Annotated in this window: 17 protein-coding genes; 11 read left to right on the top strand and 6 right to left on the bottom strand. The window is 40.3% G+C overall.

The features are described from left to right. Positions 1-12 precede the first annotated feature (12 nt). Together udp and ADA56_RS05245 are read right to left on the bottom strand one after the other, a co-directional pair. A complete protein-coding gene (udp, locus tag ADA56_RS05250) occupies positions 13-771 on the bottom strand; it encodes a uridine phosphorylase (RefSeq protein ID WP_049369700.1) in 759 nt (252 codons plus the stop codon). Positions 772-820: 49 nt separating this feature from the next. Beyond that, a complete protein-coding gene (locus ADA56_RS05245) occupies positions 821-2320 on the bottom strand; it encodes a helicase HerA-like C-terminal domain-containing protein (RefSeq protein ID WP_049369698.1) in 1500 nt (499 codons plus the stop codon). A gap of 122 nt (positions 2321-2442) precedes the next feature. Between ADA56_RS05245 and ADA56_RS05240 the strand changes: the two genes are divergently transcribed. The 7 genes from ADA56_RS05240 (at position 2443) to ppx (ending at position 12219) form a co-directional block, all read left to right on the top strand. Then, positions 2443-3108, top strand: a complete 666-nt coding sequence (locus tag ADA56_RS05240) for an MOSC domain-containing protein (protein ID WP_049369695.1) — start codon at positions 2443-2445, stop codon at positions 3106-3108. 1 nt (position 3109) lies between these two features. Continuing rightward, a complete protein-coding gene (locus ADA56_RS05235) occupies positions 3110-3583 on the top strand; it encodes a YchJ family protein (protein WP_005697987.1) in 474 nt (157 codons plus the stop codon). Next, positions 3583-4407, top strand: a complete 825-nt coding sequence (locus tag ADA56_RS05230; RefSeq protein ID WP_049369692.1) for a virulence factor BrkB family protein — start codon at positions 3583-3585, stop codon at positions 4405-4407. Before ADA56_RS05235 ends, ADA56_RS05230 begins: the two co-directional genes overlap by 1 nt. Continuing rightward, positions 4404-4838 carry a D-aminoacyl-tRNA deacylase gene (dtd, locus tag ADA56_RS05225; protein WP_049369691.1) on the top strand — a complete coding sequence of 145 codons (435 nt, stop codon included), beginning with the start codon at positions 4404-4406 and terminating at the stop codon, positions 4836-4838. The genes ADA56_RS05230 and dtd overlap by 4 nt, the downstream gene beginning before the upstream one ends. Positions 4839-5026: 188 nt before the next feature. Beyond that, entirely contained in the window at positions 5027-6763 is a 1737-nt protein-coding gene (locus tag ADA56_RS05220) for an autotransporter assembly complex protein TamA (protein ID WP_049369689.1), read from the top strand. A 3-nt stretch (positions 6764-6766) separates the two neighbouring features. Further along, a complete protein-coding gene (locus tag ADA56_RS05215) occupies positions 6767-10666 on the top strand; it encodes a translocation/assembly module TamB domain-containing protein (protein ID WP_049369687.1) in 3900 nt (1299 codons plus the stop codon). Positions 10667-10674: 8 nt separating this feature from the next. Beyond that, positions 10675-12219: an exopolyphosphatase gene (gene ppx, locus ADA56_RS05210; RefSeq protein WP_049369685.1), complete on the top strand. Its 1545-nt coding sequence runs from the start codon at positions 10675-10677 to the stop codon at positions 12217-12219. Positions 12220-12241: 22 nt separating this feature from the next. Here ppx and ADA56_RS05205 read toward each other — a convergent pair whose 3' ends face one another. After that, positions 12242-12607, bottom strand: coding sequence for a hypothetical protein (locus ADA56_RS05205; RefSeq protein WP_049369683.1), 366 nt, complete (start codon positions 12605-12607; stop codon positions 12242-12244). A 111-nt stretch (positions 12608-12718) separates the two neighbouring features. On the opposite strand from ADA56_RS05205, the gene ADA56_RS05200 reads away from it, so the two are divergent. The 4 genes from ADA56_RS05200 (at position 12719) to purT (ending at position 15748) form a co-directional block, all read left to right on the top strand. Then, positions 12719-13318: a beta-phosphoglucomutase family hydrolase gene (locus ADA56_RS05200; protein WP_049369681.1), complete on the top strand. Its 600-nt coding sequence runs from the start codon at positions 12719-12721 to the stop codon at positions 13316-13318. Further along, positions 13318-13797 carry a YqaA family protein gene (locus ADA56_RS05195; RefSeq protein ID WP_049369679.1) on the top strand — a complete coding sequence of 160 codons (480 nt, stop codon included), beginning with the start codon at positions 13318-13320 and terminating at the stop codon, positions 13795-13797. Before ADA56_RS05200 ends, ADA56_RS05195 begins: the two co-directional genes overlap by 1 nt. A gap of 256 nt (positions 13798-14053) precedes the next feature. Then, positions 14054-14557 (top strand): S-ribosylhomocysteine lyase, encoded by a 504-nt coding sequence (gene luxS, locus ADA56_RS05190; RefSeq protein ID WP_049369677.1) that lies wholly within the window; start codon positions 14054-14056, stop codon positions 14555-14557. A 9-nt stretch (positions 14558-14566) separates the two neighbouring features. Then, entirely contained in the window at positions 14567-15748 is a 1182-nt protein-coding gene (gene purT / locus ADA56_RS05185; protein ID WP_049369675.1) for a formate-dependent phosphoribosylglycinamide formyltransferase, read from the top strand. A 180-nt stretch (positions 15749-15928) separates the two neighbouring features. Here the strand turns inward: purT and ADA56_RS05180 are convergent, their stop codons facing one another. From ADA56_RS05180 to ADA56_RS05170, 3 genes are all read right to left on the bottom strand, one after another. Continuing rightward, entirely contained in the window at positions 15929-16429 is a 501-nt protein-coding gene (locus ADA56_RS05180; protein WP_049369672.1) for an SMI1/KNR4 family protein, read from the bottom strand. Between the two features lie 152 nt (positions 16430-16581). Beyond that, positions 16582-17031, bottom strand: coding sequence for a hypothetical protein (locus ADA56_RS05175; RefSeq protein ID WP_049369670.1), 450 nt, complete (start codon positions 17029-17031; stop codon positions 16582-16584). 181 nt (positions 17032-17212) lie between these two features. Beyond that, positions 17213-17818: Imm49 family immunity protein (locus tag ADA56_RS05170; RefSeq protein WP_049369603.1), on the bottom strand; the 606-nt coding region annotated here is incomplete at its 5' end.

The following is a 17818-nucleotide window of genomic DNA, read 5'->3' as shown; positions in this document are numbered from 1 at the left end:
TTTATCTGAGTTTTACGCTAACAATTTTCTTGCTGCTTCCACTACTACTGATACTGCTTTGTCTTCCGTATCTTTCATGGTGGCTTCATTTGGAATTTCTTGCTGTGTACGGTTCACAATCACACCAGCTACCATACCTGCCCGTAAGCCTAGGGCATTACACATCGTAAATAATGTGGCGGACTCCATCTCGTAGTTCATCACATTGAGATCCTGCCATTGTTTTAACAAGCCTTGGTAATCACGATACACTTTGCCGCTGTAGGTATCGTAACGTTCTTGACCTGGATAGAACGTATCTGAAGAAGCTGTAATTCCTACAAATGGCTCAATGCCTTTTTCTTTAGCTGCATTGTAAAGTGCCGTGGTACATTCAAAATTTGCCACTGCGGGATATTCAATTGGCGCAAAGTGACGGCTTGCACCATCAAGGCGGACTGCGCCCGTTGTAACAAGAACATCACCTACATTGATATGTGGTTGAATTGCACCTGTTGTACCAATACGCAAGAATGTACGCACGCCAAGCTGAGCCAGCTCTTCCACACAGATAGACGTAGAAGGGCCACCAATACCGGTTGAACACACCACCACCGGTTGACCATTTAAATAGCCTAACCAAGAAGTGAACTCACGTGTACTTGCAAGAAACTCAGGGTTATCAAGTTTTTTAGCAATACGTTCGCTACGTGCAGGATCCCCTGGTACGATAGCGAGTGTTGCACCTTTCAGTTGTGCTTTAGTCAGGTTTAAGTGAAATACATCAGACATAACAATCTCCTTTTTATCATTCTTGCCGCAAAGTGCGGTCAGATTTTCGTTATTTTTTCAATGCGCCTAAAATACCACGCATGATTTGTTTGGTCACTTCATTACGAATATTGCGACCCACTGATTTTGCCACGCTATTCACAATTTGTTCTGTCGGAGAAAGTTTATCCCCACGTTTTTGTGTTCCAAAAATCATACGGCTTAAGCTACCAAATAAACCGCTTTCTTCCTCTTGTTGCGCTTGTTCGGCTTGTTTTTGTTGTACTGCCGCTAAATCTGCTTGAGCATTTAACACTTCGAAAGCTGACTCATTATCCACATAATCTTTATAGAATGCATAAAGCTCATCGTCTTTCACCCAAGCAGCTCGCTCTTCTTCAGTAATCGGGGCTAGTTGGCTTTTCGGCGGATAAACATAAGCCACTTCAACTGGCGTTGGCATACCTTTTTCATCTAAGAATGAAATCAATGCTTGGCCCACACCTAAAGTTGAAATGGTTTCAACCACATTGACAGCAGGATTTGAACGGAACGTTTCTGCCGCCGATTTCACTGCTTTTTGATCACGTGGTGTGAAAGCGCGTAACGCATGTTGTACACGGTTACCTAATTGCCCTAACACGGTATCCGGTAAATCTAATGGGTTTTGGGTCACAAAATAAATCCCTACACCTTTAGAACGAATCAAACGAACCACTTGTTCCACTTTGTCCACCAACACACTTGGTGCACCATCAAAGAGTAAATGCGCTTCATCGAAGAACATCACAAATTTTGGTTTATCTGGATCGCCGACTTCCGGTAATTGTTCAAATAACTCAGACATCAACCAAAGCAAGAATGCGCTATACATTCTTGGGGAATTAATTAATTTTTCAGAATTTAAAACATTGATCACACCACGACCATCACGGGTTTGTAACCAATCTTCAAGATTTAATGCTGGCTCACCAAAAAGATTTGTCGCCCCTTCATTTTCAAGGGTCAGTAAAGCACGTTGAATCGCACCCACACTCGCAGCTGATACGTTGCCATATTCTACTTGGAACGATTTGGCGTTCTCTGCTACAAATTTAAGCATGGCGCGTAAATCTTTTAAATCGATGAGTAGCAAGCCTTTATCATCTGCCACTCGGAATACGAGGTTTAATAAGCCTTCTTGGGTTGCATTTAAATTTAATAAACGGGAAAGTAATAATGGTCCCATTTCAGAAATCGTGGTACGAAGCGGAATACCGGTTTCACCGAATACATCCCAAAATGACACAGGATAGCCATTTAAATAATTCTCACCACCTAAATCAAATTGCTCAATGCGTTCCGCCACTTTGCCACTGAATGCACCCGCTTTGACTAAACCAGACAAATCGCCTTTTACATCCACTAAAAAGACCGGCACGCCATCATCACTGAATGCTTCCGCCATTTTACGTAATGTCACGGTTTTCCCCGTTCCTGTCGCCCCAGCGATCAGTCCATGACGGTTTGCCATTTTTGCGGTAATACCAAGAGTTTGACCTTGTTCGGTACGCGCAAGAGAATATTGCATAAAGATTCCTTTGTTTTGTTGGTTTTATTTAAACGAATAATAAGGAAAAAACGAAGTGCGGTCAAAATTTAAGTGATTTTACGGTATAATTTCTCAAAACTAATTAAAAGCAGGAAAAATAGATGTCAAACGCAAAAATTCTTATTATTAAAACAGGGTTAGTAGAAATATTAACTTTCTCGGATGGCAGCTCATATGAAAGTGCTATCCGTAAAAAACCGGTACCGATGGTAAACATTCACACGATGGGTGCAGAAGGTAACGATGTAGGCTTAAAAGCCCATCACGGTGGTGTTGATAAAGCCTTATTTTTTATGTCTGATGTATCTTTCCCCGCTTTAAACGAGCTACTTGGTGAAAAGTTTGATTTTCACGGTAGCGCGATTTATGGTGAAAACTTTGTGGTATCCGGCTTGCATGAGGATAATGTCTGCATAGGCGATCGTTACAAAATTGGCACTACGCTTTTAGAAGTGTCTCAACCACGTAAACCTTGCGAGCGTTTATCTCATAATACCAAGAATGAGAATACAAGAGAGGTAATTCGTCAGTCTGGCTGGACAGGTTGGTATGTTCGCGTGATCGAAGAAGGTGAAATTCATCAAGGCGATGAACTCATCTTGCAACACCGTCCTTATCCAGAATGGACTATTCGTCGTTTAAACACGCTACTTTCTGCCCCTTCAAGTGTGGCAGAATTAGAAGAAGCCTTAGCCATTGAGGAATTAGCGCCAGCATTTAAACGTTCTATTCATTCACAATTACGTAATTTACAAAAGGCAGCCTAAAATGTCGGCTAAAACGACCGCACTTTGTCCGTGCCAATCTTCGCTTTCTTATGAAGATTGTTGCGGACGCTTTCATTCAGGCAACATGTTTCCAGAAACCGCGGAACAACTTATGCGCTCCCGCTATTCAGCGTTTGTGCTTAAAAAGATTCCTTATATCGTGCAAACCACTGTGCCAAGCCAACAAACGTTATTAGATGAAAAAGCCCTGCAAGATTGGGCTGATGAAACGCAATGGCTCGGTTTAGATATTGTCAAAGCAGAAACCTTAACCAAAACACAAAGTGCGGTTGAATTTAAAGCACATTTTCAAGGCAACGAACAGCCGCAAGTGCATCACGAATATTCTCTTTTTGTAAAAATTGATGGTCGTTGGTATTTTGTTGATCCCACTGTACCGCTCCCAAGCAATAAACAGCCTTGTGTTTGTGGCTCAGGGAAGAAATTTAAACATTGTTGCGGAGGCTTGCTCTAATGACCTTAACGTCTTTTTTCGCATTATTCTGGCAGCGTTCTCAAGAAAATAAATTAACGCAAGCTGCCGGTTCACTCACCTACAGCACCATGCTCGCTATCGTGCCATTAATTATGGTGGTGTTTTCAATTTTCTCTGCTTTTCCCGTTTTTAACGAAGTAACCGGTGCATTGAAAGAATTCATCTTCACCAATTTCGCGCCTTCCGCGAGTGATGTTGTGGGACAATATATTGATGAATTCGTCCGTAACTCCAAGCAAATGAGTGCCGTGGGGATTGTGAGTTTGATTTTAGTGGCATTGATGCTCATTAACTCCATCGACCGTACACTCAATGGTATTTGGCAAGACACTAGTAATCGCCCGATTTTTACGTCATTTGCTATTTATTGGCTCATTTTAACGCTCGGCCCGCTTTTAATCGGTACTAGCATTGCGGCAAGTTCCTATGTTAAAGCCATGTTCGAGCAATCTGAAACGTTCTCTTTTGGCTTAAAACTGCTCAGTTTTGTGCCATTTCTTTCTACTTGGTTTATCTTCACGCTTATTTATATGGTCGTGCCAAATAAGAAAGTCAGCATCAAACATTCTGCCGCAGGTGCATTAATTGCGGCAATCTTCTTCACTTTAGGGAAACAAGCTTTTACTTGGTACATCACCACCTTCCCATCTTATCAATTAATTTATGGCGCCATGGCAACACTACCGATCATGTTATTGTGGATTCAAATCAGCTGGACGGTGGTGTTATTCGGTGCACAGTTAGCTGCAGTGCTTGCAGAAGTGCAGTCAATGAATCAAACAAATTTAGAGGAAGTAAAATGATTGCATTAATCCAGCGTGTTACGCAGGCTAAAGTAGAAGTTGAAGGTCAAATTGTGGGGCAAATCGGCAAAGGATTATTGGTTTTATTAGGCGTGGAAAAAGAAGATGACCAAGCCAAAGCGGATAAACTCGCCGAGAAAGTATTAAATTACCGTATTTTCAGCGATGAAAATGACAAAATGAATTTAAACGTGCAGCAAATCGGTGGTGAAGTGCTTGTGGTATCGCAATTTACTTTAGCCGCTGACACGCAAAAAGGCTTACGACCAAGTTTCTCAAAAGGTGCGGCGCCTGCATTAGCTAACGAATTGTATGGCTATTTTTCGCAAAAATGCGCAGAAAAAGTCACTGTTGCCAACGGCCAATTTGCAGCTGATATGCAAGTGAGCCTCACCAATGATGGTCCAGTTACATTTTGGTTAAATGTCTGAATAAAGACCAAAATCGCTATTTTTTTCAAAGCAAAGGAAACTCTTTCTTTGATCGCATTGTCGTATTAACGCTCAAACGCATATAACAATTTCAAATCCCATCCATAATTGCATTGGTAATCCCCTTATTTTATGGGTAAACTAAGGCGGTTTGATGTGGATCTTCTTAAAGTTTAGCTTGTAATAAAATGAAAAAAATTTCGTTAAAAACAACCGCTCTTTTGCTTGGATGGATGAGTTTTTCAGCCTTTGCAGAACAAACCGTGGATATTGAGATCCGCGGTATCAAGGGTGAACGTGCCATTCGCAATACTGATATGAATGTCAAACTCATTGATAAAGGTGAAATGGACGGCTCAGATCGTTATAAACAATTAGTTTCAGATGCTGTCGATAAAGGCCTTCGAGTCTTCGGTTATTATGGTTCTTCCGTGACCTTTGAATTGAAAAAACGCAAAGGTCAACGAGACTTACTCATTGCTAATGTAAAACCAGGTGAACCAAGTAAAATTGCGGGAACAGACGTTGAAATTATAGGAGAAGCGGCAGAAGACGAAAACTTCACAGCACTCCGTAAAAACTTGCCAAAACAAGGTGAGTTAGTTGAGCATCAAAAATACGATGACTATAAAAGCAGCATTTCAAACCTTGCCCTTGCTCGTGGTTATCTTGACGGAAAATTCCAAATTTCTCGCTTAGAAATAAGCCCTGAAACCCATGAAGCATGGTGGCGTATGCTGTTTGATAGTGGCGTGCGTTATCATTACGGCAACATCACATTCAACCATTCCCAAATTCGCGATGACTATTTGCAAAATATGCTCAACATTAAATCGGGCGATCCTTATTTAGTCAGCGATTTATCTGAATTAACTAACGATTTTTCTTCTACCAACTGGTTTAGCTCAGTGCTTTTACAGCCTCATGTCCGCGAAGAAGAAAAATTAGTGGATATCGAACTGTTACTTTATCCACGCAAGAAAAACGCAATGGAGCTCGGGGTCGGTTTTGCAACCGATACGGGCCCTCATGTCCAAATTGGTTGGACAAAACCTTGGATTAATAGCCGAGGTCATAGTTTCCGTACAAATCTTTACGTCTCTGCGCCAAAACAAAACTTTGAAGCCACCTATAAAATGCCACTATTGAAAAATCCATTAAACTATTATTATGAATTTTCAACAGGTTATGAAAAAGAAAATAAAAACGATACGGATACCAAAGCCCTCACCTTCGCTGCATTACGTTATTGGAATAATAGCGAGGGTTGGCAATATTTTGCAGGTCTTCGTGTCCGTTATGACAGCTACACACAAGCTGATTTCACCGATAAAACCTTCCTGGTTTACCCAACTGGGGGCTTTAGCCGGACCCGTTTAAGAGGTGGTCAATTCCCAACATGGGGAGATACCCAAAAAATCACTGTCGATTTAGGAAATAAGCTTTGGATGTCAGAAGCCAATTTCTTTAAAGTTCAAGCTTCTACTGCCTGGATTCGTACGTACGCAGAAAATCACCGTTTTATTACCCGTGCAGAAATTGGTTATTTAAATACCGCGGATATTCGTAAAATTCCACCTGCATTACGTTTCTTTGCTGGGGGCGATCGCAGCGTGCGAGGTTATGGCTATAAGAAAATTTCACCGAAAAATAAAGAAGGGAAATTAGTCGGTGGCTCTCGCTTAGTAACAGGTAGCCTTGAATATCAATATCAAGTTTACCCAAATTGGTGGGGAGCGGTGTTTGCGGATACAGGCTTAGCCGCAGATGCTTACAAAGCAAATGAGTTACGCTACGGCGCAGGTTTCGGTGTACGTTGGGCATCGCCAGTTGGCGCCATCAAATTTGATATTGCAACGCCAATTCGAGATAAAGATAACAGCAAAAACATTCAATTTTACATTGGCTTAGGTGCTGAAATTTAGGGTATGACTATGTCTGAACAAGAAAAACAACCAGATAACCAAACCACACAACCCGTTAAAAAGAAAAAGACCTGCCGTAAAATTTTATGTGTCGGAAGTGCGGTCATCTTTGTCCCTGTTTTAGGCTTAGTCACAGCACTTTCTTTTGATAGTGGACAACGTGCACTTATTCAACTTGCGGATAAAATGCTCGATAGCTTATCTATTGAACAAGTCAGCGGTGGCTTACAAGATGGTTTGATCTTGGAAAATTTACGTTTTCAAACCACCGGCGTAGATGTGGCGCTCCCTAAAACGCGATTACAACTGAATTTAGCTCGTTTACTTTCGGGTGATATTATTGTTGATGATCTCAGCTTAACGCAGCCGAAAATTGCCATTGATACCAGTGTAATGCCACCTTCTGAAGAGAAACAAACGGAAAGTGGTCCAATGGAAAAAATCCATTTACCGGTTTCTGTGCTAGTGAAAAATGTGGCGATTACTGACTTTGATATGAAACTCGATCAAAGCAATATTACGTTTTCGTCTTTTCAAAGTGCGATCAGTTTAAACAATGAATCTGGCCTTACCCTTGAGCCCACCACGCTTTCAGACGTGCTTTTCTCAACGGTCTCCCAAACTCAACCGAATCCCCCTCAGCCCGAGCAAAAAGAACCCGCTAAACCCGTTGATTGGGCGCAAATTGAGCAAACACTCACACCGGCTTTTTTAGGTAATTTAAATGCGGTGAACTTGCCTTTTGATATGCACATTCCAAGTTTTTTGGGTACAAACTGGCAATATCAATCGCTCAATGAAAAAGGCGAAGAAATCCAAAAAATCACTGTGCCTAAAGTGGAATTGCAAGCAGATGCCACCGATCATTTAGTGAAATTACAAAAACTCGACATTGACAGCTCTCTTGGTACACTTTCTAGCCAAGGGCAACTCCAGCTCAATGACGATTTTCCAGTTGATCTCACATTAAAATCTGATCTCCAGGCATTTAAATCAAAAGACAAAACCATTCTTCCTGCCAGCAAAGTTGATCTCAATGTATCGGGCTCCTTGAAAAAAACGACCGCATTTTCGTTAACCACACAGGGAGTGCTTGATGCCACCTTAACGGGTGATGTGAAACTGGCTGAAGATAAAATGCCATTAAATCTGCAGTTAAAAGCGAAAAAAGGTCAATACGCTTTTGCAGATAGCCTTGCACCGCTCAAAATTAACGATGTTGATATCAAACTCACGGGTGATTTATTGAATTATCACGCAGAGATTGTCGGTGGCTTGGACGGTATGGATCATATCCCTCACACCCATGTTGATTTGAATGCAGACGGTAAACTCTATGAAGTTACCCTCAACGAATTAAAACTTGCTGCCCTCGATGGTACGGCACGTTTAACGGGTTCCTCAAACTGGAAAGATGGCGCGCAATGGGATGTGACGGCTGATTTAAACAAAATGAACATTCGCCCTTATGTGCCAGCCATGCCAGCCGTATTATCAGGCAAAGTGAGCTCACAAGGTTCCGCTGATTCCAATCATTGGAAAGTGGATGTGCCTACCGTGGATTTAACCGGTAGTCTTTCCTCTCGCACATTAAGCTTAAAAGGTAGTGTCTTTTTAAGTAATGAAACATTATTAAACATTCCTGATCTATTGCTGAACTATGGCGATAACCGCATTGCGGCAAAAGGTACATTGGGTGATAAATCAAACTTAGATTTAGATATCAACGCACCAAGCTTACGTGGCCTGTGGCAAGATTTATCGGGCTCCGTCGTTGGTAAAGCACAGATTTTAGGTAAGCTTACTGCGCCAACCATTAATACTGATTTAACGGCACAAGGTTTGCACTTCCAAGGGTTAGACTTATCCAAAGCCTTAATTAAAGGTAATGTTGTGAGTGAACCTCAAGTAAAAGGTGAACTTACCATCAAAGCGGAAAACTTCCGTTATGGTGACAGCATCAAATTACATAATATTGATTTGAATGCATCAGGTGATGAAAAACATCATACGCTTACCTTAAAATCCAAAGGTGAACCTGTTGCAGCTGATTTACAAATCACTGGTAATTTTGACCGCACTTCTCAGCAGTGGAAAGGCAATTTAAGCCAAGTTAGCCTTAACTCACCTATCGGCGATTTTAAAGTGAATCAAACCATTCCGGTGACTTATGACAATAACAAAATCCAAGCCACCATTGGTTCACACTGCTGGATTAACCAAGACTTAGATCTCTGTTTTCCTCAACAATTTACGGCAGGGAAAAATGGCGAAGTCCCTTTTGAACTTAAACGCATCAATTTAGATTTAGTGAATAAATTGATGGGACAAGACACGCTCAAAGGCCAATTACAAAGCCGAGGAAAAGTGGCGTGGTTCACGGATAAACCATTACAACTAAATGTGGCAGTGGAAGGCAATAACATTGGTGTGGCACAAAAATTAGACTACCGCACCTTTAAGCTAGATATTCCTAAATTAAGTGTGAATGCCGATATTCAAAATAACAATTTAACTTTGAAATCTGACATTAACGTTCAGAATCAAGGTCGAATCGGCACAGACTTAAAAATTCATGATTTAAGTAAAGGTCGTCAATTAGGCGGTACCTTTACCATTGAAGGTTTACGCTTATCCTTAGCCAATCAACTTTTCTCCAGCGGTGAAAGCATAGATGGTGAAGTGGTCTCACGCTTAAGTTTCGGTGGTAATTTAGAAAAACCATTATTAAACGGTAATTTCGATATTCGCAATGTAAAAACGAAACTAAAAAGCCTGCCTTTTGATGTGACTGATGGCCAAGTCGCAATTCGCTTTAATGGCACCTCTTCAACCTTAAATGGTCATGTTCAAACACCAGATAGCAAACTCAATATTAATGGACAAGCTAACTGGGCTAACATGGATAACTGGACGGCAGAAGTTAGAGCGCAAGCAGATAATTTCAAAGTTGATATTCCATCCATGGCGAAATTAAAAGTCAGTCCGAATGTGGTTGTCAAAGCCTCACCAAAACTCTTAGATTTGAGTGGTAATGTGGATATCCCTTGGGCAAGAATTGCCATTGAAAGCTTACCGGACAATGCTGAACCGGTGAGTGAAGATGAAGTCATTTTAAATGGCCCAAGAAAAAGTAAAGAAGAGCTCATTAATCGCCAATTTGCTTCTGAAACCAAATCCGGGATGCAAATTCAATCTGATTTAAAAATTAAAATCGGTGATGATGTGCATTTAGATGCCTATGGTTTAAAAACCAATTTGAACGGCTTACTTTCTGTGAAACAGGATAAAGGCAAATTAGGTTTATTTGGTCAAATTAACCTAAAAAATGGTCGTTATGCTTCTTTCGGACAGGATTTATTAATTCGTAAAGGACAAATCAGCTTCTCTGGTTTACCTTCACAACCGATGTTAAATATTGAAGCGATTCGTAACCCAGAAGCGATGGAAGACAGTAAAGTGACCGCGGGGGTAAAAGTGATTGGTCTGGCATCCAGCCCACAAGTCACCATTTTCTCTGATCCGGCTAAATCTCAAGACCAAGCACTTTCATATTTATTAACCGGCCATTCATTAGAAAACAGTGGTGAAGCAGGTGCCAGTGGTTCTGTCGGTGCGGCATTACTTGGCTTAGGTTTGGCGAAAAGTGGTAAAGTAGTCGGCGGTATTGGCGAAGCCTTTGGTATTCAAGACTTAAACTTAGGCACTGCCGGTGTTGGGGATAGCTCCAAAGTACAAGTTAGTGGTAATATTGGTAAACGCTTACAAGTGAAATACGGTGTAGGATTGTTTGATGGCTTAGCCGAAGTGACCTTGCGTTACCGCTTAATGCCGCAACTTTATTTCCAATCAGTTTCCAGCACAAACCAAGTTTTTGATTTATTGTATCAATTTGAATTTTAGGAAAGGACATGCATAACGACAAGCAACTGGCTCAACTCGCAGAACCTCATCACCGAGGTGAGGCCCGGGAGATTGCCGCCATTGATTTAGGCTCAAACAGCTTCCACATGATTGTGGCGCGGATTATCAATGGCTCGATTCAGGTGCTTTCTCGTTTAAAACAAAAAGTGAGGCTCGCCGACGGCTTAGACGATCACAATGTATTAAGCCAAGAAGCCATTGAGCGCGGTGTAAATTGCCTTGCACTTTTTGCTGAACGCTTACAAGGTTTTGCGCCAGAAGATGTGAATGTGGTGGGGACTTATACCCTACGAAGAGCGGTCAATAATGACGAATTTTTACGTCAGGCTGCCACTGTCTTTCCTTATCCGATTAATATCATTAGCGGTCAAACGGAAGCCAAAACCATTTATGCAGGCGTTTGCCACACTCAACCCGAAAGCGGACGTAAACTGGTCATCGATATTGGTGGTGGTTCAACCGAAATGATCATTGGTGATGATTTCACGCCCTTAGTGGCAGAAAGTCGTCATATGGGTTGTGTGAGCTTTGCCAAAAAATTCTTCCCGAATGGCGAAATTTCAAAAGAAAACTTCGAGCAAGCTCGCCAAAGTGCGGTCAATAAAATTGAAGATTTAGGCTGGGAATATCGAAAACTCGGCTGGCAATCGGTGCTAGGTTCATCAGGCACCATCAAAACCGTCTATCAAGTGATTACCGCAACTCTTGATCCTAACGGCATCATCACGGCTGAACGCTTACAAAATTTAATCGAGCGAACCTTACAAGCTTCTCATTTTGAAGAGCTCAATATCGCAGGATTAAACCCTGATCGCGTGGATGTCTTTGTGCCAGGCTTAGCCATTTTAAGCGCTGTTTTTGACGTTTTTGGCTTAGAAAATATGCGCTATTCTGACGGCGCTTTGCGTGAAGGGGTGATTTACAGCTTAGAAAAAAATTTTCAGGTTTCAGATATCCGTACACGTACTGCATTAGGACTTGCCGAACAATTTAACTTAGATTTGGCGCAAGCCGATCGCGTGGCCAATAGTGCAAAAACCTTAATTGACCAATACACCCATTGGCAAAAACCGCATCTTGCTGATGAGATGAAAAATCTGTTGATTTGGGCGGCACGTTTATTGGAAGTGGGTATTGTGATTAATCATCGTAATGTGCAAAAACATTCAGCCTATATTCTGCAAAATATGGAATTACCGGGTTTTGATCGTGAGCAACAACGCTTATTGGTGAATTTAGTTCGTTATCACACGGGCGCATTTAAAAAGAATGATTTACCAATTTTTGCTCGTTATGCGGATGAAGATGTCCTTGTTTTACTTATTCTTTTACGCATTTCGGTGATTTTAAATAAATCTCGCCAAGCGACAGACAGCACCGACAAAATTAATCTCAGAATTGACCGCTCTTTGCAGACTTGGGAACTGACTTTTGAGAAACATTATTTGGATAACAATCCGTTAGTATGGAATGAATTGCGCTTAGAAAGCAATTTACTCAAAGATTTAGAACTCAGTTTGATTTTTAACTGATAGAATAGGGGCTTTCGTGCCCTTATTTTTTATCTTGCTCCAACAGCAAGCTATAAATATTGGCGAGATAATAGCTCTGCTCGGCTTCTGGAATGTCTTGCGGAATAAAAGAAAGCAAATCTTGGTGAATTTCCAAAACATCAGGGAAAATGGCCGCACTTTGCATTTCATCATAAAAGGATTGATGAAGCGGGGAAACGCAACCCCCTCGTTTTAAGCGGGCAAGGCTGTTGGCAATATGCAATAAGAGTGTGATGACGGTCGGAATAGACACATCTATGCGCCAATGATGTTCTAGGCGACTTTGCAAAGTCAGAATAATATCAATAACGTCCTGATCAATCTGACCGCGAATTTTCCAACGGGTTAATTGTTTGAGTAACGACATAACATTCCTTTTTAAGATAGGATAACTTTACCGCTATTTCATAAAATTACCAGTGCACAGATCACAAAATTGAAACAAAGTGAAAAAATTTACGAACTAGGAAAGCAATAAATGATAGATAACAGACTTTTTGAAAAATATGACGGCCTTATTTTTGATATGGATGGCACTTTAATCGACACCATGCCAGTACACGCCCGTGCGTGGAACATGGTGGGGGAACAATTTGGTTATCGTTTTAACAGCCAAATTATGTATGATTTAGGTGGCGCAACTGTGAGCACTATCGCCTCTGCCATTATGCAAGATGCCGGTATGCCACAAGAACGTTTAAATGAAGTGATACAAGCAAAACGCAAACTTTCCTATGAATTGATTCCAACAGAATCAAAATTACTCCCGACCTTTGATGTGGTGCGTCATTACTATCAACAAAAACCAATTGCGCTTGGCTCAGGTTCGAACCGCCGAATCATTGATATGTTGATGCAAAAATTAGATATCAAACATTACTTTAACGCCATTGTCAGCGCTGATGATGTGAAAGAACATAAACCGCATCCAGAAACCTTTTTACGCTGCGCAGAACTGGCAAAAGCCGAACCATCACGTTGCATCGTCTTTGAAGATGCCGATCTCGGCGTAAAAGCGGGATTAAGTGCAGGGATGGATGTGTTTGATGTCAGAACGCGTGAGATTATTAGAGCCTAATGTGGGACATTTTCTCTTTCAGCTTTTTGACTGATTTTTGGCAAACCCATGGCTTGTGGTTGATGTTTTTCAGCGCTTTCTTAAGTGCCACCATCTTGCCGGGTAATTCAGAAATTGTGTTTGTCTCCCTTGCTGTGCCAAAAGTATTGATCGGTTCATTATTAAGTGCGGATATTTTTTGGCTTGTTTTTCTGGCAACCGCAGGCAATACACTTGGCAGCCTCACCACTTATTGGATTGGTCGATGGTTTCCGAAAATTGATAGCAAAAATGACCGCACTTTATGGGTGATAAACAAAATACAACGCTATGGTGCCATCACTTTATTATTAAGCTGGTTGCCTATTGTCGGGGATGTGTTTTGTGCAGTAGCCGGTTGGCTTCGATTGAATTGGCTAAGTTGTTTGATTTTTATGACGATTGGAAAAGGACTACGTTATATTGCCTTGCTCTTTTTCAGTTTACCTTTCGTGTCATAGTCGAGAATAGCCTTTGTGCATAACCTGGTTGTGGGCTAGAATAAAGACGAATTAATATTCAACAGATAAAAAAACGCCCCTTATCGAGTAAGGGGCAAATAACCTAAGGAACCAATTTTATTAAAACAACTGCAAGTTGCTTGTTCTATAAGACCGACGCTAAAAAGAAAAGTTCAAAGAAATTGTAAAAAAATGTAAAAAAATTTACAAAAACTTGCAATTAATTTACAAATCACTGATTTTCAAGGAAATAAATATGCCATTACTCGACAGTTTTAAAGTGGATCACACCCGTATGAACGCACCTGCCGTGCGTGTTGCCAAAACGATGCGTACCCCAAAGGGCGATAACATCACCGTTTTTGATCTCCGTTTTTGCATTCCAAACAAAGAAATTCTCCCACCAAAAGGGATTCACACCCTTGAGCATTTATTTGCGGGCTTCATGCGTGACCATTTAAACAATGACAGCGTAGAAATCATCGATATTTCCCCAATGGGCTGTCGCACAGGTTTTTACATGTCATTAATCGGCACACCAAACGAGCAGCAAGTGGCTGATGCATGGTTAGCTTCCATGAAAGATATCTTAACCGTGCAAGATCAAAACCAAATTCCTGAATTAAACGAATACCAATGTGGAACTTACACCGAGCATTCTTTAGAAGAAGCGCATGAAATTGCTAAAAATGTGATTGCTCGCGGTGTAGGGATTAATAAAAATGACGATTTAGCGCTTGATGAATCTTTCTTAAAATAAGGACACAACATGACAACCCTAGGTACAGCATTAACCCCGAATGCCATCAAAGTGATGATGCTTGGTTCCGGTGAACTGGGCAAAGAGGTGGTGATTGAATTACAACGTTTAGGCGTGGAAGTGATTGCCGTCGATCGTTATGAAAACGCCCCAGCACAACAAGTGGCACATCGTGCTTATACGATTTCCATGCTAGATGGTGTCGCACTCAAAGCCTTAGTGGAAAAAGAGCGCCCAGATTACATTGTGCCGGAAGTGGAAGCCATCGCGACTGATACGCTAGTGGAATTAGAACAAGCGGGTTTTAATGTTGTTCCTACCGCCAAAGCCACCAAGCTGACGATGAATCGCGAAGGCATCCGCCGTTTAGCTGCCGAAGAGCTTGGCTTGCCAACCTCACCTTATCAATTTGTCGATAACTTTGCTGACTTCCAAAGTGCGGTTGAAAAAATCGGTATTCCTTGCGTGGTGAAACCAATTATGTCCTCTTCTGGTCACGGTCAAAGCATTTTGAAATCCAAAGACGATTTACAAAAAGCCTGGGATTACGCTCAACAAGGTGGCCGTGCAGGCGCAGGACGCGTGATTGTAGAAGGGTTTGTTAAATTCGATTATGAAATCACCTTACTCACCGTTCGCCACATCAATGGCACCAGTTTCTTAGCGCCAATCGGCCATCGTCAAGAAGATGGTGACTATCGAGAATCTTGGCAACCACAAGCCATGTCTGATGCAGCCTTGAAAAAAGCCCAAGAGGTCGCAGAGAAAATTACCACCGCATTAGGTGGTCGTGGTATTTTCGGGGTGGAAATGTTTGTATGTGGTGATGAGGTTATCTTCAATGAAGTTTCCCCTCGCCCACATGATACTGGTATGGTCACGCTGATTTCTCAAGAACTATCCGAATTCGCCTTACACGCCCGTGCAATTTTAGGCTTACCTATTCCGGAAATCACCCTCATTAGCCCATCGGCTTCCAAAGCCATTGTGGTAGAAGGTCAATCGAAAAACGTGCAATTTGGCAATATCGCCGAAGTATTGGCTGAACCACACACCAATATTCGCATTTTCGGCAAAGGCGAAGTCAATGGTCATCGCCGTTTAGGTGTCTTACTCGCTCGTGATATTTCTGTGGAAAAAGCATTGAAAAAGGTAGAGCGCGCTTACGCGAAGTTGGATGTGAAATTATAAGGTTTGTTTAACATAAGCATCGTTGAAAACAACGAAAAGTGCGGTCATTTTTTGAGAGGTTTTAAAACCCTTTGAAAATTGACCGCACTTTTAACTGCGTTAATTAAATCGCTTTCTTAATTAGTACAAGCTTAGACGCTTTCACCATTTATTTTTTTAGAGAAACACTGCTGCTCCTTGCTAATCAGGATAGCGCTCATTAAAATCGTAAAGACTATCTAGAAAATCATCAAAATTATTTGCCACAGGTAAAATAAGCCATTTTCCTATTTCATCGTTATATTCATCATGAATAACTAAAGAGATCTTTGGTTCTGATGTTGTGGGGCAATCTCTATAATCAAAACATAACCAGTTTCCTTCAGATGTATGAGCAAATGAATACACATTTTCATATCCATCTTCATCTGAATAAATAAATTGATTGTAAATATTCTCATATTGGGAATTAAACCCATCAAATCCAAATGATGCTAAAGATTCTCGTTCATGATAGGGATCATAGAAATTAAAAGTATCTTGTTCAAACTTAGGATTATTATACCTAGTCATTAATTCTTTATAAGTATTTGAAAGAGTAATGTTAAATATAGATTCAAATTTCAATATATTATTTATATCTCCTTTTCCATCAAAAGACCAAATATCAATATTTCTAAACTTTTCTTTAACGTCCTTCACTTAATGCTCCAACGATGGCGCGCGTTTCCCAACGCGAGCCTAAACATCAATTTCATTTGATTCAGATTTTCACTATTTTTATGAATAATTTCAGTTTGTTTATTTTTAGTTAGATATAAGCACACCTCAGTAGACCTGAGATATTGAGTACCTCATTTAATAAACAATGTTATTTGAGAAAGCTCCTTTAACTCATTAAATTCAAAATGAACATACTTATTATTAATACTATACCTAATCCAATTATCAGAATAAGCTTCAGGCTTTCCAAATTTCACAATTAGATCATTTTGAGTAAATTTATTATCTAACTCCAAAAAAAGCTGTTCTAAAAAAGGGTACTCATAATACTCATTGTTATATTTATTTACATAAAAAAATATAGATTCCCAAAACTCACCATCATTATTATTTTTAGAAAAAACAAAGTCAACTCCTCTTTTAAAAAAGTGAAAATAAGTATGTTGAATATTATCGCATTCAAAATACTCCACTTCAAAATCCGTAGCCACAATAGAAATAGCTTTTAATATTAAGTTACTACCTTGTTTTTCACCCAAAGCATTTAAAAAAATATTTATATCACCCACAAATTTTTTCATTTAATTCCTCTACTTTTATTTCTTATAATAATTTCATTTATTGCCTCTTCAACCGCCAAAGAATCATAACCTTTATCTATTAAAGATTTTCTCATATGATTAATATCACCATCATTTAAAATACAAAAGTGCGGTCAAAATCGCTTGTGTTTTTGACCGCACTTTAATGCTTATTTCTGATTTATCTACCAAACAGCGAAGCCCAAAATCCTTTTTTATTTTCAACTTTCTTTTGCTTCGCTTCTTCCATTCTTTGTTTGACATAATTTACCCAAACTTGATGGGGCGCATCAAAATCAAATGATTTCATAAAATCATAAGGAATTTTATATTCCGCTAATGGATTTATATCAATCAATTCTTTGGGTGCTATAGGACTATCAATACCCAAATCAAAACCGTGGATTGCTGCGATTTTGGCATACATTAAAACTTGCGGTTGCAAGTAAAAATCAAAATGTAAAAGTGTTCCTTTTGCTGCTCGTTTAGCAAGCTTAAGTTCGAGTAATTTATCTAAAGCTTCTTGCATTCCTTTTATATTTTTATCTGCTAGTGCCACATAAAATTCATGATCGGGAATGCGCTTTAAATCGCTACGGGCTTTTTTCTCATCATTTAAGAACGTGAGTGCGCGCTCTTTTAATAATTGCCAATCGCCACTTAACGCCAATAAAGTGTTCGCATTAAAAAAAGGTCTGATATCAGTTCGTTTATAAGGGACTGAAATATCCACAATTTCATCACGATGTTTAATTAAATAATCAATCAACTTTTGATTATCTGAAAG

Origin of the sequence: Parahaemophilus parainfluenzae, assembly GCF_001055095.1 — a bacterium.
Taxonomy (GTDB): Bacteria; Pseudomonadota; Gammaproteobacteria; order Enterobacterales; family Pasteurellaceae; genus Haemophilus_D; species Haemophilus_D parainfluenzae_Z.
Note: the sequence above shows the minus strand (reverse complement) of the source record. Positions and strands in the feature narration are given on the sequence as shown.

What these genes read in the sequence shown, in the direction of transcription:
- udp (WP_049369700.1), bottom strand. Translation starts at nt 771, where the DNA reads ATGTCTGATGTATTTCACTTAAACCTGACTAAAGCACAACTGAAAGGT.
- ADA56_RS05245 (WP_049369698.1), bottom strand. Translation starts at nt 2,320, where the DNA reads ATGCAATATTCTCTTGCGCGTACCGAACAAGGTCAAACTCTTGGTATT.
- ADA56_RS05240 (WP_049369695.1), top strand. Translation starts at nt 2,443, where the DNA reads ATGTCAAACGCAAAAATTCTTATTATTAAAACAGGGTTAGTAGAAATA.
- ADA56_RS05235 (WP_005697987.1), top strand. Translation starts at nt 3,110, where the DNA reads ATGTCGGCTAAAACGACCGCACTTTGTCCGTGCCAATCTTCGCTTTCT.
- ADA56_RS05230 (WP_049369692.1), top strand. Translation starts at nt 3,583, where the DNA reads ATGACCTTAACGTCTTTTTTCGCATTATTCTGGCAGCGTTCTCAAGAA.
- dtd (WP_049369691.1), top strand. Translation starts at nt 4,404, where the DNA reads ATGATTGCATTAATCCAGCGTGTTACGCAGGCTAAAGTAGAAGTTGAA.
- ADA56_RS05220 (WP_049369689.1), top strand. Translation starts at nt 5,027, where the DNA reads ATGAAAAAAATTTCGTTAAAAACAACCGCTCTTTTGCTTGGATGGATG.
- ADA56_RS05215 (WP_049369687.1), top strand. Translation starts at nt 6,767, where the DNA reads ATGACTATGTCTGAACAAGAAAAACAACCAGATAACCAAACCACACAA.
- ppx (WP_049369685.1), top strand. Translation starts at nt 10,675, where the DNA reads ATGCATAACGACAAGCAACTGGCTCAACTCGCAGAACCTCATCACCGA.
- ADA56_RS05205 (WP_049369683.1), bottom strand. Translation starts at nt 12,607, where the DNA reads ATGTCGTTACTCAAACAATTAACCCGTTGGAAAATTCGCGGTCAGATT.
- ADA56_RS05200 (WP_049369681.1), top strand. Translation starts at nt 12,719, where the DNA reads ATGATAGATAACAGACTTTTTGAAAAATATGACGGCCTTATTTTTGAT.
- ADA56_RS05195 (WP_049369679.1), top strand. Translation starts at nt 13,318, where the DNA reads ATGTGGGACATTTTCTCTTTCAGCTTTTTGACTGATTTTTGGCAAACC.
- luxS (WP_049369677.1), top strand. Translation starts at nt 14,054, where the DNA reads ATGCCATTACTCGACAGTTTTAAAGTGGATCACACCCGTATGAACGCA.
- purT (WP_049369675.1), top strand. Translation starts at nt 14,567, where the DNA reads ATGACAACCCTAGGTACAGCATTAACCCCGAATGCCATCAAAGTGATG.
- ADA56_RS05175 (WP_049369670.1), bottom strand. Translation starts at nt 17,031, where the DNA reads ATGAAAAAATTTGTGGGTGATATAAATATTTTTTTAAATGCTTTGGGT.